The organism is Clostridium sp. 001 (assembly GCF_019056555.1).
Classification (GTDB): domain Bacteria; phylum Bacillota; class Clostridia; order Clostridiales; family Clostridiaceae; genus Clostridium_B; species Clostridium_B ragsdalei.
On record NZ_CP020473.1, the window covers coordinates 4038701 to 4062449 of the forward strand.

Annotated in this window: 14 protein-coding genes, 1 tRNA gene, 3 rRNA genes and 1 riboswitch; of the genes, 13 read left to right on the forward strand and 5 right to left on the reverse strand. The window is 34.8% G+C overall.

Features of this window, described 5'->3' with window-relative positions:
• Position 1: 1 nt before the first annotated feature.
• Together B5S50_RS18875 and B5S50_RS18880 are read right to left on the reverse strand one after the other, a co-directional pair.
• The gene (locus B5S50_RS18875; protein WP_065078308.1) at positions 2–397 is read right to left on the reverse strand and encodes a YsnF/AvaK domain-containing protein; all 396 of its coding nucleotides are present in this window, start codon (positions 395–397) and stop codon (positions 2–4) included.
• 73 nt (positions 398–470) lie between these two features.
• Positions 471–920 (reverse strand): YsnF/AvaK domain-containing protein, encoded by a 450-nt coding sequence (locus tag B5S50_RS18880; RefSeq protein ID WP_217302552.1) that lies wholly within the window; start codon positions 918–920, stop codon positions 471–473.
• Between the two features lie 375 nt (positions 921–1295).
• Between B5S50_RS18880 and B5S50_RS18885 the strand changes: the two genes are divergently transcribed.
• From B5S50_RS18885 to B5S50_RS18930, 10 genes are all read left to right on the forward strand, one after another.
• Positions 1296–1928: a YitT family protein gene (locus B5S50_RS18885; protein WP_065078306.1), complete on the forward strand. Its 633-nt coding sequence runs from the start codon at positions 1296–1298 to the stop codon at positions 1926–1928.
• 63 nt (positions 1929–1991) lie between these two features.
• A riboswitch (FMN riboswitch) is annotated at positions 1992–2105 on the forward strand.
• A gap of 159 nt (positions 2106–2264) precedes the next feature.
• Positions 2265–3785 carry an FGGY-family carbohydrate kinase gene (locus tag B5S50_RS18890; RefSeq protein ID WP_065078305.1) on the forward strand — a complete coding sequence of 507 codons (1521 nt, stop codon included), beginning with the start codon at positions 2265–2267 and terminating at the stop codon, positions 3783–3785.
• Between the two features lie 277 nt (positions 3786–4062).
• A tRNA-Met gene (locus tag B5S50_RS18895) sits at positions 4063–4138 on the forward strand.
• A gap of 658 nt (positions 4139–4796) precedes the next feature.
• Positions 4797–6306, forward strand: a 16S ribosomal RNA gene (locus tag B5S50_RS18900).
• A 495-nt stretch (positions 6307–6801) separates the two neighbouring features.
• A 23S ribosomal RNA gene (locus B5S50_RS18905) occupies positions 6802–9691 on the forward strand.
• A 264-nt stretch (positions 9692–9955) separates the two neighbouring features.
• A 5S ribosomal RNA gene (gene rrf, locus B5S50_RS18910) occupies positions 9956–10072 on the forward strand.
• Together the 16S, 23S and 5S rRNA genes form the textbook arrangement of a ribosomal RNA operon.
• Positions 10073–10318: 246 nt before the next feature.
• Positions 10319–11146: a CPBP family intramembrane glutamic endopeptidase gene (locus B5S50_RS18915; RefSeq protein WP_065078657.1), complete on the forward strand. Its 828-nt coding sequence runs from the start codon at positions 10319–10321 to the stop codon at positions 11144–11146.
• 13 nt (positions 11147–11159) lie between these two features.
• Complete coding sequence (locus B5S50_RS18920) at positions 11160–11972, forward strand: CPBP family intramembrane glutamic endopeptidase (protein ID WP_217302553.1); 813 nt, start codon at positions 11160–11162, stop codon at positions 11970–11972.
• Between the two features lie 20 nt (positions 11973–11992).
• Positions 11993–12688 carry a response regulator transcription factor gene (locus B5S50_RS18925; RefSeq protein ID WP_065078656.1) on the forward strand — a complete coding sequence of 232 codons (696 nt, stop codon included), beginning with the start codon at positions 11993–11995 and terminating at the stop codon, positions 12686–12688.
• 23 nt (positions 12689–12711) lie between these two features.
• On the forward strand, positions 12712–14163 hold the full coding sequence (locus B5S50_RS18930) for a cell wall metabolism sensor histidine kinase WalK (RefSeq protein ID WP_065078652.1): 1452 nt from the start codon (positions 12712–12714) through the stop codon (positions 14161–14163).
• 81 nt (positions 14164–14244) lie between these two features.
• Here B5S50_RS18930 and B5S50_RS18935 read toward each other — a convergent pair whose 3' ends face one another.
• Positions 14245–16221, reverse strand: a complete 1977-nt coding sequence (locus B5S50_RS18935; protein WP_217302554.1) for an FAD-dependent oxidoreductase — start codon at positions 16219–16221, stop codon at positions 14245–14247.
• Positions 16222–16243: 22 nt separating this feature from the next.
• A complete protein-coding gene (locus B5S50_RS18940; protein WP_217302555.1) occupies positions 16244–17392 on the reverse strand; it encodes an iron-containing alcohol dehydrogenase in 1149 nt (382 codons plus the stop codon).
• 228 nt (positions 17393–17620) lie between these two features.
• On the opposite strand from B5S50_RS18940, the gene B5S50_RS18945 reads away from it, so the two are divergent.
• The 3 genes from B5S50_RS18945 (at position 17621) to B5S50_RS18955 (ending at position 22466) form a co-directional block, all read left to right on the forward strand.
• On the forward strand, positions 17621–19189 hold the full coding sequence (locus B5S50_RS18945; protein ID WP_217302556.1) for a CdaR family transcriptional regulator: 1569 nt from the start codon (positions 17621–17623) through the stop codon (positions 19187–19189).
• Positions 19190–19248: 59 nt separating this feature from the next.
• Complete coding sequence (locus tag B5S50_RS18950; RefSeq protein ID WP_065078648.1) at positions 19249–20148, forward strand: NUDIX domain-containing protein; 900 nt, start codon at positions 19249–19251, stop codon at positions 20146–20148.
• 404 nt (positions 20149–20552) lie between these two features.
• Positions 20553–22466, forward strand: coding sequence for an endonuclease MutS2 (locus B5S50_RS18955; RefSeq protein ID WP_065078647.1), 1914 nt, complete (start codon positions 20553–20555; stop codon positions 22464–22466).
• A gap of 217 nt (positions 22467–22683) precedes the next feature.
• On the opposite strand, the gene B5S50_RS18960 is transcribed toward B5S50_RS18955, so the two are convergent.
• Entirely contained in the window at positions 22684–23724 is a 1041-nt protein-coding gene (locus tag B5S50_RS18960; protein WP_065078646.1) for a M42 family metallopeptidase, read from the reverse strand.
• Positions 23725–23749 lie beyond the last annotated feature (25 nt).

Sequence of the window (23749 nt, forward strand, 5' to 3'; positions counted from 1 at the left end):
TTCATTTTTTATTGTCAATCACACTTGGAGATCCGGAGACTTTAATCTTAGCTTCCTCCTTTTTTAAGGTTTCTTCAATATGATGGATTTCTTCAATTTGTTGTTTATATATGGATACATCTTTTAAAATGACTTTATGTTTTGAAAAATCCACCTGTTCCTCACTCAAAGGGATGCGTATAAATTCAGTAGAAATATTTTTACGTTGTACATCAGCTGAGGCAAAGGTCTCTTTCTCAATTACAAGTTCTTCGTGTACAACAGGTATAGTAAAATTTTTTTCTTCTGTGAAAGTCTCTTTATGAATTTTTACGTTTCCTGTTTGTATCCACTTTTTTGCTATATCAAGTTGTTCTTTTTTAATTTCAAGAGTTGTACTATTATTTGTATTTACCATAAGTTTTGTCCTCCAATTGTTTAGAAAGACACCTCACGAATTGTGTACAATTTGTGAGGTGTCTCAAATTTAACTAGCTCTGGTTACTTGTACTGTCAACTACATTAGGATCGCCAATTTTATTTACTTTAACTTCTTCTCGTTTAAGAGTTTCATCTATATGCTCTGTATTTTCTATGGCACGCTTATGAGCTGAAACTTCTCCTGATACCACTGTGTGCTTATTTACATCAACTTTTTCTTCACTGACAGGAATTTTAATACTTTCCTCATCAGTTATAGGAGAATCGGAGGCTTCATTGTCTAGATTTCTTCTTTCAATTACGACTTCTTCACGTGTTACAGGGACATCTACACTTTTTTTCTCTTCTATGATTTCTTTGCTAAGCTCTACTTCACCTTTTTGAACTTTATTTTTAGTAATGTCAAGTTCTTCCTTACGGAGACGAAGTTTTGCTTCATCCTCGTCAGTATCTCTTTTATTATCATCATTGTTTCCCCAAAATCCATTTAATATACTCATATATAGACACCTCCTTAAATAATGACCATTTATATATTGCCCTTTGCAAAGTATATTATCCTGTCTGAATGTTGGAAATATGTTAAAGAAAAGGTTCGAGAGTAATTAAAAGTGTCATAGATTTTCATAAAATTTTTACTAAGACTTATGTACAAAATATTTAAATGAACTTTATTATTGTAAGAATATGTATCCATATAAGTTGATTTTTAATTTATAAAGTTTATATAATAGTATTGTTACTATTTATATACAATATACGAAGGAAGTGAAAAAAGTAAATAAACAGTAGCTAAAATTTATAATTTCTACTAAATAGAGTGGTTAAATTTAAAAATGTAAATTTATAGCAAAATTAAGAATCGAGGAATGCATATGAAAAAATTTTATCGAGGAATGATGTACTGTATCGGACTTGTGATACTTGCATTAGGAATTATTTTGAATACAAAAACAGGTCTCGGAGTATCACCTATAATTTCCATACCATATTCTATCTCAAAAATTTGGAATATAAACTTGGGAAATGCAACTATGTGTATTTACATACTGTGTGTAGCTGGACAAGCAGCCCTGCGTGGAAAGGAATTTCGTCCATTTGACTTACTACAGGTTCCCATGAGTATTGTATTTAGCCGTATAATTAATATTTTTAATGATATAATAGTTATAAATTGTGATAACTTAATAATGAATTTGCTTTTGCTTGCAGCAGCAATTATGCTCACTGGAATTGGAGCATATATTACAGTTCAAATGAAGATTGTTCCAAATGCTGCAGATGGTTTTACACAGGCATTAGCAGAGCGAACTAAGAAAGGACTTGGACTGGCAAAAAATATAACAGATATATCAAGTGTTATAATCACTGTAGTTATTGGTTTGGTGTGTGCTGGAAAAATTGTTGGAATTGGCGTTGGAACTTTAGTGGCAGTTATCGGTGTTGGACGAGCTATTGCCTTAACTAATATGTTATTTGGAAAGAAAATGATTGCACTTGTAGATTAAGAAAATCATATGAGCATTGACAGAGAAAAAGCACAATGATATATTAATGGTAAAGTTATATAGAATATCCTTCGGGGTTGGGTGAAATTCCCTATCGGCGGTACAGCCCGCGAGCCATATGGCAGATTCGGTTAGATTCCGAAGCCGACAGTATAGTCTGGATGAAAGAAGGTGGATAAACAAGATGGACATGTTTATTATGTTTACAATCCCCTAGGAGAACCTAGGGGTTATTTTATTTTGCTTAAAATTAAACGTTAGATAGTATGATAAAGAAAAGAGGCGAATTTTAGGGGGAGGTTGCAATTTCTATGTATCTCTCACTAAATATATAAAATGGAACATTATTATCTTGCTTTTGATGCAGGAACTCAAAGTGTAAAGGTTGCTGTATATGATAAAAATATGAAGTGTGTAGCAAAATCGTCAAATAAGACAACTTTAAAATATCCTCATCCAGGATGGGTTGATATGGACGCAGATGAATATCTTTTACTTACAAAGCTTGGCATGAAGCAGTGCGTAGAACAGTTAAAAAAACAAGAAATTGATCCTAGCTTAATTAAAGCAATTATGGGGGATGGAATTATTTGTGGAATTGTGGGTATAGATGAAAGTGGAAAGGCAATTACACCTTACATAAACTATTTGGATTCAAGAACACAGAGTGATGCTGAAGTCCTTAAGAAATTGAATCTTGATATTTGGGGAAAGGAAACAGGAAATGCTGATCCAAACTGTATGTTTCCAGCACTGCATGCAAGATGGATCTTAGCAAATAATAAAGAATTTCAAAAAAGAGGCAAAAAATTTGTCCATAATGCTCCCTATATTTTGATGAATCTTGCAGGTTTAGAGAGTGAGGATGCTTTTGTTGATTGGGGAACTATGTCGGGATGGGGCCTTGGATATTGTGTATATGAAAAGGAATGGTCTGATAAACAGCTTGATATATTAGGGATAGCTAAAAGCTATATGCCTAAGATTGTAAGGCCCTGGAATATTATTGGTACGTTATCGGAAAGTGCGGCAAAGGAAACGGGATGTCCTCATGGCATACCAATTTGTGCTGGTGCAGGTGATACAATGCAGTCCATGCTGGGAAGTGGAATTCTTGAAGCAAATAAGGCTGTAGATGTTGCAGGAACTTGTGCCATGTTCTGTGTCTCTACAAATGGGATTATTCCAGAGCTTAGTCAAAGAGGAAGTGAATTGATTTTTAACAGCGGTACTTTAGAAAATACATATTTTTACTGGGGATTTGTTAGAACTGGAGGTCTGGCACTGCGTTGGTTTAAGGATAACATTTGTCAAAAATCTGATGATGATAGCTATTATAAACTGCTTAGCAGAGGAGCGGAAAAGGTTGTACCGGGATGCAATGGTGTGATTTTCTTACCATATTTAACTGGTGGATATGGTCAATTTTCAAAGATAAAAGGCTGTTTTTTCAACATGACCTTGGATACAGATCAATTTGTTTTATGGAGGTCTGTTTTGGAGGCCATTGCTTATGATTATATGGAAATTACAAATGATTATAGAAATGCTGGTATCAAAATAGACAGAATTACCGTTACCGAGGGTGGAAGTAGAGATGATTTGTGGAATCAAATTAAAGCAGACATTATGCAAAGTGAAACAATTACACTAGAAGTCTCAGGAGGTGCTGTACTTACAGATTGTATTATTGGTGCATACGCAGCAGGTGATATAGAGGACTTAAAGAAGGCGCTTGTCAGCAATCTAAAAATTATCAATAAATATAGTCCAAATGCCAACAATTCAAATATATATAAGGAGCAGTATGCAATTAGAAAAAGTGTATTAAATGGTGTGGTTAGCAACATAAAGTGATAAAAAGGGGTTAGCAGTTAATTGCTAATCTCTTTTTCATAATGAGCTGACTGATACTAATTGAGGGTTAATACTTATTTTCAGCAAACTATGTCAGGTGTGTCACTATATGAATTATTGGGTATATAGAAGAATAATGAGGTATTGCTGCAATATTGTATGGTAAACACCGAATATTGCTAATTGCTTATATCTGCATATATGATAAGATATGACTTGTCGCTTCGAGAAGCGGCCAGTACAACCAAGGATAGTTGTTAATATAAATGTATAATGACGCGGGGTGGAGCAGTTGGTAGCTCGTTGGGCTCATAACCCAAAGGTCGTAGGTTCAAGTCCTGCTCCCGCAACCAAGAGTATTACAGCAATTCAGTTTGCATAGTACTATATAAAAGTTATTAATTATATTACTAAAAGAATATATAATGTAATAAATAGCCTGGAAATAAATTACTAATTGACATGATAAAATAGATGTGATAAGATATAATTCCTGTCGCAACTGAACGATAACTTAGAAAGTTTAATTCATAGTAAATTACTAGTTGACAGGTTGAAACAAAGATGATATACTATAAAAGCTGTCGAAGTGAGACAGCAAAATGATCCTTGAAAATTAAACAGAGGAAGATATAAGTATAACTTATTTAGAATAAACCAGCAATTCTTTTGAGCTGCGAGAGCAGCTAAAAAAGTAATTTCGTAAGAATAATGTATTATATTTTACTAACAAGCTGAAATGTAATATATTAAAAATTGGTAGTAGCGAGCAAGACAAGGAAAAGTTTGAATGAGGAGCGGAACTTACTAACGTAATTGAGCACCGGAATGAAAGCTTTGACGCAGTATTGCGAAGCTAATAGCAATTTTCTAAAATCAATAATAACGAGTAGTTCAAGGAAAACCTCGAGCGAGGAGCGGAGTTTACTTAAGTAAATGAGCACCACAGCGAAAGGTTTGACGCAGAAATGCGAAGTTAGTATTGATTTTCTATAGAGCCATATAAACTTTTAAATTAAGAGTTTGATCCTGGCTCAGGACGAACGCTGGCGGCGTGCTTAACACATGCAAGTCGAGCGATGAAGCTCCTTCGGGAGTGGATTAGCGGCGGACGGGTGAGTAACACGTGGGTAACCTACCTCAAAGAGGGGGATAGCCTCCCGAAAGGGAGATTAATACCGCATAATAATCAGTTTTCACATGGAAATTGATTTAAAGGAGTAATCCGCTTTGAGATGGACCCGCGGCGCATTAGCTAGTTGGTAGGGTAACGGCCTACCAAGGCGACGATGCGTAGCCGACCTGAGAGGGTGATCGGCCACATTGGAACTGAGAGACGGTCCAGACTCCTACGGGAGGCAGCAGTGGGGAATATTGCACAATGGGCGAAAGCCTGATGCAGCAACGCCGCGTGAGTGAAGAAGGTTTTCGGATTGTAAAGCTCTGTCTTTGGGGACGATAATGACGGTACCCAAGGAGGAAGCCACGGCTAACTACGTGCCAGCAGCCGCGGTAATACGTAGGTGGCGAGCGTTGTCCGGAATTACTGGGCGTAAAGAGTGCGTAGGCGGATATTTAAGTGAGATGTGAAATACCCGGGCTTAACCCGGGCACTGCATTTCAAACTGGATATCTAGAGTGCGGGAGAGGAGAATGGAATTCCTAGTGTAGCGGTGAAATGCGTAGAGATTAGGAAGAACACCAGTGGCGAAGGCGATTCTCTGGACCGTAACTGACGCTGAGGCACGAAAGCGTGGGTAGCAAACAGGATTAGATACCCTGGTAGTCCACGCCGTAAACGATGAGTACTAGGTGTAGGAGGTATCGACCCCTTCTGTGCCGCAGTAAACACAATAAGTACTCCGCCTGGGAAGTACGATCGCAAGATTAAAACTCAAAGGAATTGACGGGGGCCCGCACAAGCAGCGGAGCATGTGGTTTAATTCGAAGCAACGCGAAGAACCTTACCTGGACTTGACATACCCTGAATATCTTAGAGATAAGAGAAGCCCTTCGGGGCAGGGATACAGGTGGTGCATGGTTGTCGTCAGCTCGTGTCGTGAGATGTTAGGTTAAGTCCTGCAACGAGCGCAACCCCTGTTGTTAGTTGCTAACATTTAGTTGAGCACTCTAGCAAGACTGCCGCGGTTAACGCGGAGGAAGGTGGGGATGACGTCAAATCATCATGCCCCTTATGTCCAGGGCAACACACGTGCTACAATGGGCAGTACAGAGAGAAGCAAGACCGCAAGGTGGAGCAAACCTCAAAAACTGCCCCCAGTTCGGATTGCAGGCTGAAACTCGCCTACATGAAGTTGGAGTTGCTAGTAATCGCGAATCAGAATGTCGCGGTGAATACGTTCCCGGGCCTTGTACACACCGCCCGTCACACCATGAGAGCTGGCAACACCCGAAGTCCGTAGTCTAACTTAGGAGGACGCGGCCGAAGGTGGGGTTAGTAATTGGGGTGAAGTCGTAACAAGGTAGCCGTAGGAGAACCTGCGGCTGGATCACCTCCTTTCTAGGGAGTCGAAAGATAGAGTATAATCTATCTTATAAATTGATGGTTTAAGTAAGTTAATACTTAAAAATTGATAGTAACAAGTATATCAAGGAAAAACATAAGCGAGGAACAGAGTTTACTAATGTAAATGAGTACCGCAGTGAATGATTTTGACGAAGATATACGAAGTTAATAGCAATTTTTCACTCTGTTTAATTTTGAAGGATCAGATAGATTCTTCTTTCAGTTTACAACCAATTAGGAATGTAAATTGAAAAATTGTCCTTTGAAAATTGCACAGTAAATAAGAAATAAAGTAAAGCTAAGGTTATAATATAACCTTTGTAGTAAAGTATCATTTTAAAGATGATATGATGATAATAAGAAAATTGATAGTAACGAGCAGATCGAGGAAAGATTTGAGCGAGGAGCAGAGTTTACTTATGTAAATGAGCACCACAGCGAAAAGGTTGACGAAGATATGCGAAGTTAATAGCAATTTTCGATAATAAAGGTCAAGCTACAAAGGGCGCATGGAGGATGCCTTGGCACCAGGAGCCTAAGAAGGACGCGATAAGCTGCGAAAAGCTCTGGGTAGGCGCAAATAGCCAGAGAACCAGAGATATCCGAATGGGGAAACCCACCTAGATAACGCTAGGTACTGCAAACTGAATACATAGGTTTGTAGAGGCAAACCCGGGGAACTGAAACATCTAAGTACCCGGAGGAAGAGAAAGAAACATCGATTTCCTAAGTAGCGGCGAGCGAACGGGAAAGAGCCCAAACCAGGAACTTGTTCCTGGGGTTGCGGATAGGTCATAAATACTGTGAAGTGTTAATTGAAGAGAGCTGGAAGGCTCCGCCGGAGAAGGTAAAAGCCCTGTAAATGAAAGCAAAGAGCAGCCAGATCTAATCCAGAGTACCACGAGACACGAGAAACCTTGTGGGAAACAGGGAGGACCACCTCCCAAGGCTAAATACTACCTGGTGACCGATAGAGAAGGAGTACCGTGAGGGAAAGGTGAAAAGAACCCCGGGAGGGGAGTGAAATAGAACCTGAAACCGTGTGTCCACAAACAGTCGAAGTACGTAAAGTACGACGGCGTGCTTTTTGTAGAACGAGCCAGCGAGTTACGATATGCAGCAAGGTTAAGTACTTAAGGTATGGAGCCGGAGGGAAACCGAGTCTGAAAAGGGCGCGAAGTTGTATGTTGTAGACCCGAAACCGAGTGACCTATCCATGGCCAGGTTGAAGCGGAAGTAAAATTCCGTGGAGGACCGAACCACGTTGGTGTTGAAAAACCATGGGATGAGCTGTGGATAGCGGAGAAATTCCAATCGAACTCGGAGATAGCTGGTTCTCCTCGAAATAGCTTTAGGGCTAGCGTCGGAAATGAGTAATGGAGGTAGAGCACTGAATGGGGTAGGGGCTGACAACAGTTACTGAACCTTATCAAACTCCGAATGCCATATACTTGAATTCCGGCAGTCAGACTGCGAATGATAAGATCCGTGGTCAAAAGGGAAACAGCCCAGACCACCAGCTAAGGTCCCAAAGTGTAAGTTAAGTGGGAAAGGATGTGTGATTTCTAAGACAACTAGGATGTTGGCTCAGAAGCAGCCACTCATTTAAAGAGTGCGTAATAGCTCACTAGTCAAGAGATCATGCGCCGAAAATGTCCGGGGCTAAAACTTACCACCGAAGCTGTGGACTCGAAAGAGTGGTAGAGGAGCATCCTGTATGAGTTGAAGTTGTACCGGAAGGAACAGTGGATTGTACAGGAGAGAGAATACTGGCATAAGTAGCGAGAAATAAGTGAGAATCTTATTGGTCGAAAACCTAAGGTTTCCTGGGGAAGGTTCGTCCGCCCAGGGTAAGTCGGGACCTAAGCCGAGGCCGAAAGGCGTAGGTGATGGACAATCGGTTGAAATTCCGATACCGCATAAAAGCGTTTGACAAAAGGGATGACGCAGGAGGATAAGGTGTGCATACAAATGGATGTATGTCTAAGCACCGAGTCAGGTATACCAGGAAAATCCGGTATATCAATGATGAGGTGTGATGGGGAACCCGCAAGGGGAAGTACCTGATTTCACGCTGCCGAGAAAAGTCTCTATGGAGCTTTTATGTGCCCGTACCGCAAACCGACACAGGTAGGTGAGGAGAGAATCCTAAGACCATCGGAAGAATTGTTGTTAAGGAACTAGGCAAATTAACTCCGTAACTTAGGGAGAAGGAGAGCCACGCAAGTGGCCGCAGAGAAAAGGCTCAAGCAACTGTTTATCAAAAACACAGGTTTCTGCTAAAGCGAAAGCTGAAGTATAGGAGCTGACGCCTGCCCGGTGCTGGAAGGTTAAGGGGAAGACTTAGCGCAAGCGAAGGTCAGAACTTAAGCCCCAGTAAACGGCGGCCGTAACTATAACGGTCCTAAGGTAGCGAAATTCCTTGTCGGGTAAGTTCCGACCCGCACGAATGGCGTAATGATTTGAGCACTGTCTCGACAACAAATCCGGCGAAATTGAAGTGCAAGTGAAGATGCTTGCTACCCGCGATTGGACGGAAAGACCCCGTAGAGCTTTACTGCAGTTTAGCACTGAATTTCGGTATTGTCTGTACAGGATAGGTGGGAGACTAGGAAGTAGTGGCGCCAGCCATTACCGAGTCGATGTTGGGATACCACCCTGACAGTACTGGAATTCTAACCGGGCTCCATGAAACTGGAGACGGGACAATGTTAGGCGGGCAGTTTGACTGGGGCGGTCGCCTCCTAAAAAGTAACGGAGGCGTACAAAGGTTCCCTCAGAAGGGTTAGAAATTCTTCGAAGAGTGCAAAGGCAGAAGGGAGCTTGACTGCGACACAAACAAGTGGAGCAGGGACGAAAGTCGGGCTTAGTGATCCGGTGGTACCTCGTGGGAGGGCCATCGCTCAACGGATAAAAGCTACCTCGGGGATAACAGGCTGATCTCCCCCAAGAGTTCACATCGACGGGGAGGTTTGGCACCTCGATGTCGGCTCGTCGCATCCTGGGGCTGAAGTAGGTCCCAAGGGTTGGGCTGTTCGCCCATTAAAGCGGCACGCGAGCTGGGTTCAGAACGTCGTGAGACAGTTCGGTCCCTATCCGTCGCGGGCGCAGGAAATTTGAGAGGAGCTGTCCTTAGTACGAGAGGACCGGGATGGACCGACCGCTGGTGAACCAGTTGTTCCGCCAGGAGCATAGCTGGGTAGCCAAGTTGGGAAGGGATAAACGCTGAAAGCATCTAAGTGTGAAGCCCACCTCAAGATAAGATTTCCCATAGCGTAAGCTAGTAAGACCCCTCGAAGAACACGAGGAGATAGGTCAGAGGTGTAAGCAGGGCAACTTGTTAAGCTGACTGATACTAATAGGTCGAGGGCTTGACCAAATAAAAACGAAAGAAAAAAATTTACTGTGCAATTTTGAGAGGACAAATAAAATGAAGTTGATAATTGACAATGAAGAGTTGACAGTTAAAGACATTAATTTCAATTTGATTTGAATTTCTAAAAAGTAATATATAAGAAAATTGATAGTAACGAGTACAGCGAGGAAAATGCTGAACGAGGAGCGGAACTTACTGAGGTAATTGAGCACCGTAGAGAGGTATTTGACGAAGCTGGGCGAAGTTAATAGCAATTTTCGATAATAATCTGGTGGTAATGACGTGAAGGTAACACCCCTTTCCATACCGAACAGGAAGGTTAAGCTTCACAGTGCCGATGGTACTGCAGGGGAGGCCCTGTGGGAGAATAGGTCGCTGCCAGGTAAGTAAAAATACCCATTGTATAGAACATTCTATGCAATGGGTATTTAAGTATATGCTTAAAAGTAAATTTTTTTAATAAGGAAAAGTTGAGGATATTATGAAGGTGATGAAAAGATGAAGTGTTATTTAACGCTTCATCTTTTTTATTTTAAAAATTAAGGGAACTTTAAGGTTTCGTTAAGAGGCATGAAAGTATACACCTTTAAACTTAAATATGTAAAAATTAAATTTAAAGGTAGGATGTATATGGATAATTTTTTTAAAACTATGAAAATAAGAAAAGTGATACTGGTTTATGCTGCTGTAGTAATTTTTTTCTGCATAATTTCTGAACTAAGTTTTGTAAAATCAACAGGAATATTAGACGAAAATTTATTTTTACTATTATGCAATTTAGGGGTTTTAGTATGGTTTGTGTTAGAATTGAGAAAAGTGGGCTGCGATATAAGAAATAAAATATTTAATTTGAAAAGAGATTTAACTATCAAAGACATAACACTTAGTATTATAATAAATATTACTATAACTATTGGACTTTTTATAATTATAATTTATGCTTTCATTAGTTTATCACCTTCACTGACGAAAGAAATTCTTGGAGAACTAAATAAAACTGATACAAGTTCCTTATATAGCATCATTATTAATGGTATTGCAGCTTCATTTATAGCACCTGTAGTAGAAGAGCTAATTTTTAGAGGAGTTGTACTTAACAGGTTAAAAGCAAAAATTGGAGTTATGAAAGCAGTAGTACTGTCTTCCATTTTATTTGGAGCTATTCATTATGAAGTGGGAATGATATCTGCAGTTGTTTTTGGTATATGTATGTCACTTATATATTTGAAAACTAAAAATATATTTGTTACTATATCAATCCATGTTATAAATAATTTCATAGTTTTTGTTCTGCAAATTGTATCATTTTTTATCGATAATAATACAGCTAAACAGAACATTACTTTAAATAGTTTTAATTCATTGTGGCTTGTGCTTGGAATTGCTTGCTTTGTTATAGGAACAGCTTTGAGTATTTATTTTGTTAAAACAAATTGGAATAAAGAAATTACAGCATAAAAGGAGAATGTTTATGGATTTTGAATTACTTAAAGGGACTAGGACAAGATATTTATTTTTAAAAATGCTTTGCATACTTGCGTTAGGTATAGGAATACTTGTAGTACTTGGGAAAATTTTTAAAGTACATTTGACAGATAGTTATATAGAAATTTGTGCACTTATAATAACAGTACTATGGTTTCTGATTACTTTAAAGTTTATGAAAAATAATAATATAAATGTCTATGATTTTGTAAAGAAACCTTCTAAAAAAGGATTTGCATTAGAGCTTCCAGTGAATTTAATAATAACTTATATGGGAGGCATGGGATTTATTTTGATAATGCTAGTTTTAGTAAGTTATATAAACCCAACTATGTTAAGCAGTGTTCAGTCAAATTTGGTAAATAAATCTCCTAAAATAAATACAAATTTTATTATAGGAATTAGTTTCATGTCAATAGTTATTATAGTACCTATAGTAGAAGAATTTATTTTTAGAGGAGTACTTATGGGTAGGCTGTACAATAAATATGGAATGGGTAAATCAATATTGTTTTCTTCAGTTATTTTTTTCATTATGCATTTAAATATCAACCCTATGCTTTTACTTTTGGGAATAAGCTGTGCTCTTCTTGTATATAAGTATAAGTCACTGGTTCCTTCAATTATACTGCATATGTGCAACAATTTTATTACTTTTATAAATGGCTTGAAAAGCAGCGGCGGCGGAAACAATTTGTTAAATGTTAATTCTAGCTTTATGATTGCAGGTATTATATTATTTATTATATATGTTTTATATTCTTATAGAAATTATAGAAAATGCAAAAAAGCATTTTAAAGGAAGGAAAGCTTGTATTTATGAAAAAAATTTTAATTGCTGATGATGAGCAAGAAATAATAGAGCTGCTGACATTATATCTTGAAAGGGAAAATTACGAAGTGTTTGGAGCTTATGATGGATTTTCAGCGTTGGATATTTTAAAAGATAAAGCAATTGATATTGCAATAATTGATATAATGATGCCAAATATGGACGGATATCAGCTTATAAAAAAAATAAGAGAAAAATATAAAATCCCTGTAATTGTTATGTCAGCTAAAAGTGAAATAAGCGATAAGATATTGGGCCTTGAACTTGGGGCAGATGATTATATAACTAAACCTTGTGATCCACTGGAAGTAATGGCAAGGGTAAAGGCACAGCTTAGAAGATGCTCTGAATTTAATTGTAATGAAGAAAAGGATACGGAAACTATAGTAGTTGGAGAGTTAAAACTCGATACTAATTCCTGTGTCATTTATAAAGGGGATAAACCTATATCAATTACATCCACAGAGTACAAGCTCTTGTTACTTCTAATGGGTAACCCTAAAAAAGTTTTTACTAAAAAGCAGATTTTTGAGTCTGTTTGGAATGAACCCTTTTATGGTGATGACAATACAATAATGGTTCACATTAGCAAATTGCGAGATAAAATTGAAGAAGATTCCAAAAAACCAGTGTATTTAAAAACCATAAGGGGACTTGGATATAAATTTGAAAGTAAAAAGTAATCAAGGTATGGAGTGTATCATATATGTTTTTTGAAACATTAAAAAACCTAAGAAAAAAGTTTAAGAGATTATATATTACTATGTTTAAAAATTATATTATATTTGTATTTTTAATGCTGCTTGTTTTATCAGGCACTATAGGTTTTATGATTTTTAGCATAGGAAAGATGGTTTCATCAGAAGACTACGTAAAAGATACTCAGAAATTTTTTATGGCATCGAAAATAGTAAAAAGTGATTATAAAAAAATTGATGCATCAAAAATTGTTGCTTCAAAAGGTTGGGTTGAGATACTTAATTCAAATAAAAAGGTTATCTATGTTATAGGAACTAAAAAAGATAAGGTAACAAGTTATACTGAAAATGAACTTTTGAATTTTATGGATTTATCCTATAATAACTTAAAAAGTGGCACTTCTTACTTTTATTCTGTTACAGCTTTTAATAGTAATGGCCAAGATCTTTATTGCATTGTGAAAGTGCCTCCTGGAATAGTGACATTAAATGTGGACATAGCACCTTCCCCGGAAAAGTATATTAAAAAAGCTGCAATTTATATATTGGTAGGTATATTTATAATTATAGTGTTTCTAACAGTATCCGTATTTTTATATGCTTATGTAACTACTAAAAAAGTAGTTATGCCATTAAAAAAAATACTGCAGGGTATAAAGAGAATGACTGAAGAAGATTATTCAACAAGGATTAATTTTAATGCAGAAAATGAATTTGGAGAAATAAGAGATGCTTTTAATTTTATGGCTGAAAAGATTGAAACTTCGATATTTGAAAGAAACAGGATGGAAAATTTGAAACAACAGCTTTTATCAGATATATCTCATGATTTGAAAACGCCATTAACTTCTATTATGGGATATTCCAAGGCACTTAATGACGGTGTGGTAGAAAATGATAAAAAAATTAAACAATATTTAAACATAATATACAATAAATCAAAGAGAACAGTTTCTCTAATTGAAAATCTTCATGAGTTTACAAAACTTGATAATAGCAAGTTTTTAATAAGCAAGGAAAAATGCGACTTTTGTGAGTTTGTACGAGAAATAGTATCTGAATACTATAATGAATTTGAAGAAAAGAATTTTGAACTTGAAATAAACTTACCAGAGGATGAAATTATATATGAATTTGATAAAATAGAGATGGAAAGGGCTATCTCAAATATTATATCTAATATATTGAAGTACAATGAAGCCGGGACAAAGGCAAAAATAGAGTTAACTTATGACAATTCAAAAATACAACTTATAATTGCAGACGATGGAGTTGGCATTGATGAAAGTCTAAAAGAAAATATATTTGAACCCTTTGTAAGAGGAGACAAGTCAAGGTATACAAAAGGTGGTACGGGACTTGGACTTTCTATTGCAAATAAAATAGTACAAAAGCATGGAGGAACTTTGACTCTTGAAAAATGTAAGAAATACAAAACAGTATTTAGGCTAAAACTTTAAAAAGAGAGTGCTGCACTAAGAGTAAATTACTTAGTGCAGCAGTCCCATAGTATTTATTCAGTAGCAATTTTAATACATTTCTTAGTTTAATTTATAAGCTTCTGCAAACGCTGTAGATACTGCATTTGCAATCCTGCCAACTTGTGCAGTGTCACCAATTTTAATTACATTGTGGAAATTTGCATTTAATTTTCCTGCTAAAGTTTGATCAGCATGTACTCCTAAAGAAAGTACTACATATTCAACTGGAAGCTTCTTTTTTTCTCCATCTTTTTCTTCTAATATAACTGACTCGTCTGTAATATCTACTAATTTGTGAGATGGCATGAAAGAGGTGTTCATTTTTTCTAATCTACCTTGTACATCAGTTAAGTTTTGCCAGCTAGCATCAGGACCTATTTTATCCATCATTTCTACAACGTATACTTTATTGTTCATTGTACCTAATAATTCAGCTGTTTCAAGTCCAGTCATACCAGAACCTATAACTGCTACTTTTTTATTTGAAATTTTAACTTTCCCTGATAAAATATCAGAACTTGTACAAACATTTTTACCTTGTACACCAGGAATAGATTTAGGCACTATAGACGTGGAACCTGTGCCTATAAACACTGCATATGGATTCAATTTTTTAATAGATTCTATTGTTGCTGGTGTATTTAAATGAACTTCAACACCTAATTTTTTTAATTGAACTTCAAAATATTTAATAAGCCAATTAATTTTTTCTTTGTAAGGTGGCTTGTTTGCTAAACATAATTGTCCGCCGAGTTCTGAATTTTTTTCAAACAATATTACTTTGAATTTACGTTCTGCTAGAACACGTGCTGCTTCCATTCCAGATGGACCTCCACCTACAACAACTACCATACGTCCATTTCCATCTTGTCTGGAACTATTATAAAACCATTCACGAGCAGCTCTTGCATTAATTGCACAAGAAAATGGTTCACCTTTCATACCATTAACTGCCATGGAATCCATGCAATTTAAACATGAAATACATTTTCGAATTTCATCTACTCTGCCCTCAGCAGTTTTCTTTACCCAATCGGGATCAGCAAGTAAGCCTCTGGCAATTGTTACGCAATCTACTTTTCCTTCTGAGATAACTTTTTCAGCGAAATCAGGATTGCGGATGGTACCTACTCCAAATACAGGCACATCAACTGCTTTTTTAACAGCTTCTGCTAAATATATTTTCCATCCTTCTGGATAAGAAGTAGGTTCCCAAGCTTTATTCATTGTTTCATAAATTCCAGCAGATACGTTTATGGCATCCAGTCCAAAAGGTACAAGGTATTTACAAATTTCAACAGCTTCATCTAACAATAATCCATCTTCCTTAATTGGAAATACAGAATCTCTTAAAAATTCATCTGCAGAGATCCTCATAATTACTGGATATTCACGGCCAATTCGCTGGCGAATTCCTTGGATAATTTCTTTAATAATACGGGCTCTATTTTCGGTACTTCCACCGTATTCATCAGTTCGTTTGTTTGTAAATGGGGAAAGAAATTGATTTAGCATATATCCATGTGCTGCATGAAGTTCAACACCATCAATACCAGCTTTGTAGCATCTTTCTGCTGCATTTATAAAATCTTGTACAAGACTCTTTATTTCTGCATTTGTCATTTCACGACATGGTGCTTGAGTTAGCATACTTTTAATGCCGCTTGGAGAAATTGTTGGCTTTCCACCAATTACTTCACATACAGTTTGACGTCCTGGATGATGCAATTGAATGAAGATAGCACCATCATAATAATGTACTGCATTTGCAAGCTTTCTAAGACCTGGAATACATTCATCAGTAGCTGCAGAAGATTGGCGGGGCATCATAATTCCAGTATCGTTGTTTACTCGAGTAACTTCATTGATAATAAGTCCTACTCCACCTTTAGCTCGTTCAGCATAGTATGCACATTCACATTCAGAAATTGTTGCATTTTCATTTGCCGTTGCTGATCCCATGGCTCCCATTACAACACGGTTTCGTATTTTTAAGCTTCCAATATTTATTGGAGATAATAAATTTTCATAACTCATAAGTAAATCCTCCTATATTCTTTTATTGATATGTGTCATAGATTTTTTCAAGCAACTTTGGAACCATTTCATCTGTTACAGGAACACCGGCAAAATTGCGCAAAGGCTCACTGAGTACATAATCTGCACAATTTAAAACATCTTCTTTTTTAAGTCCAAGCTTTTTACAAGAAGGAACCTTTAAGGATTTCATAAATTTACGAACACCATCTGCAACTGTTTTTCCAATTACAACACCATCTTCACTATCAATTATAATTCCCATGATTTTACCTACTTTTTTAATTTTTTCAGGAAATTTTGGAGCTGTTAATTCTATTATAGTAGGTGTTACTAATGCACAACCTATGCCATGTGGAATGTGAAAATTAGCTCCAAAGGAATGTGCAATAGCGTGTCCAACATGAACTGTAGAATCATTGAAGGATTTACCTGCAAAATTACTTGCTAAAGCCAAATTATCTCTAGCTTCATAATTACCTGGTTCTTTATATGCAACAGGAAGCCAATTTACAATTCTTTTAATTGCATCATAAGCAAGTAAATCAGAATGTGGATTTGGCTGCATGCTTGTTAAGGATTCAGTACAATGTGAAAAAGCATCCATACCTGTATAAACTGTAATGTCCTTTGGCAAACTGAGAGTAAGTTCTGGATCTAAAATTGAAAAAGATGGTACAGAAAAGCATCCTACTTTTTCGTGATTTTTAGTATCTGTAATGACAGCTACAAAGGTACTTTCTGAGCCAGTACCTGATGTGGTTGGTATTAAAATAAATTTTACTGGTGGATTTTTCATAGGCGCATGATGTATCATATCACTAACTGTGATTTCGTTTGCAGCAAAACAAGCTATTCCTTTTGCTGTGTCCAGCACACTTCCTCCACCTACACCGATAATACCGTCTACGTGTTCCTTTTTTGCCATATTACCACCAGCTTCTACTGTGTAATCAGGTGCATCCATTTCTACACCATTAAATATGACAGTTTCTATATTTGCTTTTTTTAAGCTATCTATTGATTTTTGAGAGTGCCCTAAAGCTTCAACTTGTTTATCTGTTACAATCATTACTTTTGTAAACCCTAATTTTTTTGCAATTTCTCCCGTTGAATTAATTGCACCAGCGCCGTAAGCTACTGTACATAGCTGCCCATATCTTCTTATCATGTTTATCCCTCCAAGCAATTATTGTTATTTTTTTATCAACCTTAAGAAAATTATAACACTGCATATTTTCAATATCTTCGTCAAGGTTTGAAAATTTGAATGATATGATTTGTGATTTTTTACAAGTATTAATTGGATATTATTGCTTATGCAATTGTTTACTATGTTAATTTCTGCTATGATTAGATTAGCAAGATAGTTAATATTTCAACAAAGAAGGGATAATTTATGTCTGTACAATTTTCTACAATTACTGGATTACTTGATAAATTCAGCATAAAAGTCCATCTTAAAGAAGATTGTGAATTGATAGGATTTCGATATTTAAATAAGGATGTTTCAGTATATCTTTCTGATTATTTGTATATAGGGAAAGTGTCCAACTTGGCAGAAATGCCTTCTTCTAGCAGAGCAAACTATATGTTATATGAAGATATTCCATTATCTCCTTTATACAAGCAAGAAAGTACGTCCAATATTATTTTAGTTTCTAACAAGAGTGACATTACCTCTATCATAGACATCTTGCAGGACTTATTTGATATGGAGATTAAAATGGTTAATTTAACAAATAAATTGTTAGAACTTTGTCAAGAGGGTACAACTATTCAGCAGCTTTTGGATGTTGGGTATGAAACCCTAGGCAACCCTTTATTATTAGTGGATATTTCTCTTTGCTTTATGGCGCATGCTGGAGGAAATACTATAAAAAATGAACCACTGTGGGAATGGACACTTTCGAAAGGCTATGTAACTGAAGCGTATGTTAATTCAATCATGGAAAATAAAATTGATAGAAATATAGAAAGTGAGCATAATGAAAATTCAGGTCTAATTTTATGGGAATCCGGATTACTAAATCATAGACAATTAGTAGGAAGAGTCTTAAAAAATAAGCAGCCTTTAGCATATTTGAAGATGTTAGAATACAATAAGCCAATTACAAAATATGATGAACAAATGTTAATCACTCTCTGCAGATTTCTTTCTTTGACGATTAAGGGATCTAATGAAAGTTTTTCATCCACTAATCCTTTAGTGGATTCATTTATTACGGCATTGCTCAATCAGAAATTATATGACCATGATGCCATTAGCGAACGTGCAAGAGCATTTAATTTAAAACTTTATGATAATTTATATGTTATTACCATTGAATTAAATGATATAAATAGAAATGAAGATAAAATCTATTACTTGAAAAGAAAAATGCAAAATTATTTTAACAGAGATACAGTAATTATTTATGATAAATATATTGTGGTTTTACTGGATGTTAAAGGAGAAAATATATTTAATGAAAGTGAATTGAACTTATTTGGCAAATTACTAGAGAAACACAATTGTAGGGCTGGTATCAGTAAGGTTTTTCACAATTTATATGATTTATCAGAATATTATAAGCAAACTATTACTAGTTTATCAATTGGAAATCAAATACATAGTTCTGAGCGAATTTTAAATTATAATGATTTTATAGTGACACATATGATTTTAAGTTTTGGAGACAAAGCACATCTTAAAATCCTTGTCCACCCAATTGTAAAACTTTTAATTCATATTGATGAAGAGAAGAATAGTGATTTTTTTAAAACGTTGTGTGCTTATTTAAAACATAATCAGGATGTTACTTTAACTTCAAAAGCTCTCCACATTCATTATAATACTTTAAAATATCGAATTAAACGTATTATAGAGTTAACGAACATTGACTTTAATAATAGTGAACTGCTATTTGAAGTACAATTATCAGAAAAGGTTTTAAAATTAGTAAAACAAATAGGAATTGAAAACTAATTGTGTTAATGATAATATGATAATATCACAAAAATTAAAAGTAAACTCGGAGTGATAATATGAAGTATGTAGATATTAAAAATAAACAAGGATTAACTGAAGAAGAGTTTTTAAAGCAATATGATGATAGTATATATGAAACACCATCTCTTACTGTAGATATGTTGATTTTTACAGTAATAAACGAAAAAAAAGAAAATTACAGGAAGCTTCCAGAAAAATCTTTAAAGATTCTTTTAGTAAAGAGAGGAGATCATCCATGCATTGGGAAATGGGCACTTCCTGGTGGATTTGTAGGTATTAATGAAAGCTTGGACGAAGCAGCTTTACGTGTATTAAGAGCAGAAACCAATATTGATGATATTTATATGGAACAGTTATATACTTGGGGAGAAGTTGATAGAGATCCTAGGACTAGAGTAATAAGTTCATCCTATATGGCACTTGTGGACAGCACTTCATTAAGCATTAAAGCTGGAAGTGATGAAGAAGATGCGGCATGGTTTAATGTCAGTTACAATTTGCTTCAGGAGAAAAAGGAAGCAGTGGAGAAAGGGTATATTTACAAACAGATAGTACAAATAAAACTTTGGAATGAAAATGAGGAATTGTCTGCCAAGATAAAAATTATAGAAAATCCAGACGGTAAAGTAAGTAGAGAAATTATGGAATCTACAGGTATTGCTTTTGATCATGGTAAGTTTATTGAATATGCTATTAATAGGCTAAGGAATAAAATTGAATATACAAGTTTAGCTTTTAATCTTATGCCAGAATTATTTACGTTAACAGAACTTCAGCAGGTTTATGAAGTTATACAAGGAAAAGAACTTTTAGCAGCTGCATTTAGAAGAAAAATTGCAAATATGGTTGTTGAAACAAATCAGTTTACAAAGGATGCTGGGCATAGGCCTTCAAAATTATTTAGATATAATTCAGGATGGAAAAGAAATATGTAAAGAATAAGTTAGTTGACAATATACACATATATATAATACAATTAAAAAAGATAGATTTCATTAAAATAAAAATAGAGAGGTATTTTATGAGCGTGGTAGTATCTAAATAGATTAAATTTTATATTTAAATAAATCTTTGAAAAAGAGGTAGTTTTATACCTTTGTTTGTCATAGATTTATTTAAAGCAATCTATGGAGATACAAAGCTATAAAAAATACCGTTATTATATTTACAGGATAGTTCTTTAGAGCTATCTTAAAGGTATGTATTTTAAGCTGTGGAAATGTCCACAGCTTTTTTTTGTAAAAATAATATTTAATAAGTACAATGTGTCAAAAGTGAAATCTATCTTAAAAATTTGTATCTTCATAGAATATTAAATTCTATGTAAGGAGAAAAGAAAATGAATACAAACACTTTTGATAAATTGCAATATAATGACTTAAAGGAAATAGTAAAATCTTATTGTGTAAGTGGATTAGGAAAAAAGTTAATAGATAAGCTTAAGCCAAGTACAAATTTAAATGTTATAGATAAAAGGCTTAATGAAACTAGTGAAGGAAGAGCCTTATTAGATACTTGTAGTTATATACCTTTAGAGGGAATATTCAATATAGATAATATTATAGATAATGTTGAAAAAGGTATAGTACTGGAGCCAGAAAATTTGACTACTCTTTGTAATTTTTTAAGAGGATGCAGAAAAATTAAGAATTTTATGAAAGATAAGGAATGTTATGCTCCAACATTAAGTTCATATGGTAATTCAATTACAGAATTTACATTTATAGAAGAAGAAATTGAACTTTCTATAAGGGGCAGCTTGGTGGATTCTAACGCTAGCAAAGAATTAAGGAAAATAAGAAGACTTATAGAAAATACAGAAAGCAAGATACAAGATAAATTAGAAAAGTTTCTAAAAAATAGTAGTAATAAAAACTATATACAGGAATTTTTTATAAGCAAAAGAAATGGAAGATATACTATACCTATAAAAGCTGCATATAAGAATCAAGTTCCAGGCAATATAGTAGAAACTTCTTCTAAAGGTTCAACTATATTTATAGAGCCAAATAATATAAGTAAAAGTACAGAAGAATTAACAGCACTAAAAGCTGAAGAGTCAATAGAAGAATATAAAATACTATCTACTTTAACAGCATTAGTATTTGATAATTTAAGAGAAATTAAAATTAATATGGAAGTTATTGAAGAATATGATATGATTTTTGCTAAGGCGAAATACAGTAAGGCTATTAATGGAATGAAGCCTAAAATTAATGATTATGGATATATAAATATAATAAATGGAAAACATCCTTTGTTAAAAGGTAATGTAGTACCTTTAGATTTTAAGGTGGGAGATGATTATAGAACTTTAATAATAACAGGACCTAATGCAGGTGGAAAAACAGTAGTATTAAAAACAGTTGGAATTTTAACTTTAGCAGTTCAATCAGGATTTCATATTTCAGCTGAAGAAGGAACGGAAATATCTGTATTTGAAAAGATATTTGTTGATATTGGAGACGATCAAAGTATAGAAAATGCACTAAGTACTTTTTCTTCCCATATAAAAAATTTAGCAGATATAATTAGCAATAGCAATAAATCTACACTTATATTGTGCGATGAAATAGGAAGTGGAACAGAACCTAATGAAGGAGCAGGACTTGCTATAGCCATATTAGAGGAATTTTATCATAAAGGATGTATTACAGTAGCTACTACCCATTATGGTGAAATAAAGAATTTTTCAGAAATTCACGAAGATTTTCAAAATGCGGCTATGCAGTTTGAAAGTGAAACATTAGAACCATTGTATAAATTAGTTATAGGTAAATCTGGAGAGAGCAATGCACTTTGGATATCTAAAAAAATGGGTATAAAAAACTCTGTACTTGAGAAAGCAGAAAGTTATATAAAAAATAGAGATTATAATTTTAAATTAGTTAAAGAGAGCAAAATTAAAAATAGAAAAGTTGAGGAAGAATTTGATGAACACAAAAACTATTACTACTTTAAAATAGGAGATAGGGTATTTCTTATGGACTATGAAGATTTTGCTATTGTTTATAAAGAAAAGGATAGGTTTAACAATGTTACTGTATTGTATAAAGAAAATTTTATAGAAGTTAATGAAAAGAGAATTAGACTAGAATTAAAAGCAGAAGATCTGTATCCTAAGGACTATGATCTAAATACTCTATTTGTAAGTTACAAAGATAGAAAGTTAGAAAGAGACATTGCAAGAGGATCTAAAAAGGCTTTAAAAAAGATTCAAAAAGAAATAAAAAATCAATATCATAAGGAATGAAATTTTGCACTGTATAAACTTTATTGTGTATTATGAATTAAAATAGGTTATAAGGCGAAAATTTAAGATCTCGGCTTAGAAATCGTTATCCAGGAACGTACCTGCTCTTTACTCTCACTTGGAGAAAAGCAGATATCCCAAATCTTTAATTTGGTGATAGTCGCTTTCACTGTGTGCGTGGGAGTATTAGAGCAGGTAGTTATCGGATAAAGCTTGGTTATGCTTCAGTAATATACTTTATGATAAGGTCAACTGTAGCTAACAATGCATCTACATGCGTTCTTTCATAGGCGTGAGATGCAAAAACACCAGGACCTATAAGGGCTGTTCTAACATCCCAACCAGCACGTAGTGCTGCAGAAGCGTCTGAACCATAGTGAGGATATATGTCTAGCTTATATGAAATATTATTTTTCTTGCAGGTATAAACTAATTTTTTCCTAAGATCATAATCATAAGGACCAGAGGAGTCTTTAGCACAAATACATACGCTATATTCTGATGAATTTTGATCGCAGCCGGGGGCTCCCATATCAACAGCTATGAACTCTTTAGTTTTTTCAGGTAAAGCAGCACTAGAACCATGACCGACTTCTTCATAATTGCTTATATAGAAATTAGTTGTGTAAGGAAGTTTTATATTGTTTTCATGAAGGTATTTAATTACATACATAAGAATAGAAGCGCTAGCTTTATCATCTAGATATCTACTTTTAATAAATTGTTTTTCAGTGATAGTTGTCCTTGTATCTATGCATATATAGTCTCCTACATCAATACCAAGAGCTACCACATCATTTTTAGAGAACACTTTTTCATCTAGTATTACCTCCATGTTTTCAGGAATCCTCTTAAGACTGTTGGCTTCATCACCGCTTATATGGACAGAAGGTTTTATAGTTTGAATAGTACCAGAATAGCTTATATCATCTAAAGTTTTTATAGTACAATTTTCACCTTCAAGTGTTGACATCATATATCCACCAATAGGAACCATGGAAAGAGTGCCATTTTCTTTTATGCCTTTAACCATTGCACCTAATGTATCAATATGGGATGTAAAAGTTCTTTGATAATCGTCATTTATTCCAGTAAAAGATACAATAAGAGCACCTTTATTTGTGGTTTTATAAGGTATATTTATTTTGTTAAGTTCATCCTTGAGATATTGCATTACTAACTTAGTATATCCTGTAGGACTTGGTATAGAAAGAATAGTTTTTAGAATATTTAAAATAGTATTTTTATCATAATCCATAATTTTAATCCCCCAAGTGTAAAAT

Coding starts and splice junctions, on each gene's coding strand:
- B5S50_RS18885 (WP_065078306.1), top strand. CDS start 1,296: ATGAAAAAATTTTATCGAGGAATGATGTACTGTATCGGACTTGTGATA.
- B5S50_RS18955 (WP_065078647.1), top strand. CDS start 20,553: ATGAATACAAACACTTTTGATAAATTGCAATATAATGACTTAAAGGAA.
- B5S50_RS18925 (WP_065078656.1), top strand. CDS start 11,993: ATGAAAAAAATTTTAATTGCTGATGATGAGCAAGAAATAATAGAGCTG.
- B5S50_RS18950 (WP_065078648.1), top strand. CDS start 19,249: ATGAAGTATGTAGATATTAAAAATAAACAAGGATTAACTGAAGAAGAG.
- B5S50_RS18890 (WP_065078305.1), top strand. CDS start 2,265: ATGGAACATTATTATCTTGCTTTTGATGCAGGAACTCAAAGTGTAAAG.
- B5S50_RS18930 (WP_065078652.1), top strand. CDS start 12,712: ATGTTTTTTGAAACATTAAAAAACCTAAGAAAAAAGTTTAAGAGATTA.
- B5S50_RS18935 (WP_217302554.1), bottom strand. CDS start 16,221: ATGAGTTATGAAAATTTATTATCTCCAATAAATATTGGAAGCTTAAAA.
- B5S50_RS18880 (WP_217302552.1), bottom strand. CDS start 920: ATGAGTATATTAAATGGATTTTGGGGAAACAATGATGATAATAAAAGA.
- B5S50_RS18960 (WP_065078646.1), bottom strand. CDS start 23,724: ATGGATTATGATAAAAATACTATTTTAAATATTCTAAAAACTATTCTT.
- B5S50_RS18915 (WP_065078657.1), top strand. CDS start 10,319: ATGGATAATTTTTTTAAAACTATGAAAATAAGAAAAGTGATACTGGTT.
- B5S50_RS18945 (WP_217302556.1), top strand. CDS start 17,621: ATGTCTGTACAATTTTCTACAATTACTGGATTACTTGATAAATTCAGC.
- B5S50_RS18875 (WP_065078308.1), bottom strand. CDS start 397: ATGGTAAATACAAATAATAGTACAACTCTTGAAATTAAAAAAGAACAA.
- B5S50_RS18920 (WP_217302553.1), top strand. CDS start 11,160: ATGGATTTTGAATTACTTAAAGGGACTAGGACAAGATATTTATTTTTA.
- B5S50_RS18940 (WP_217302555.1), bottom strand. CDS start 17,392: ATGATAAGAAGATATGGGCAGCTATGTACAGTAGCTTACGGCGCTGGT.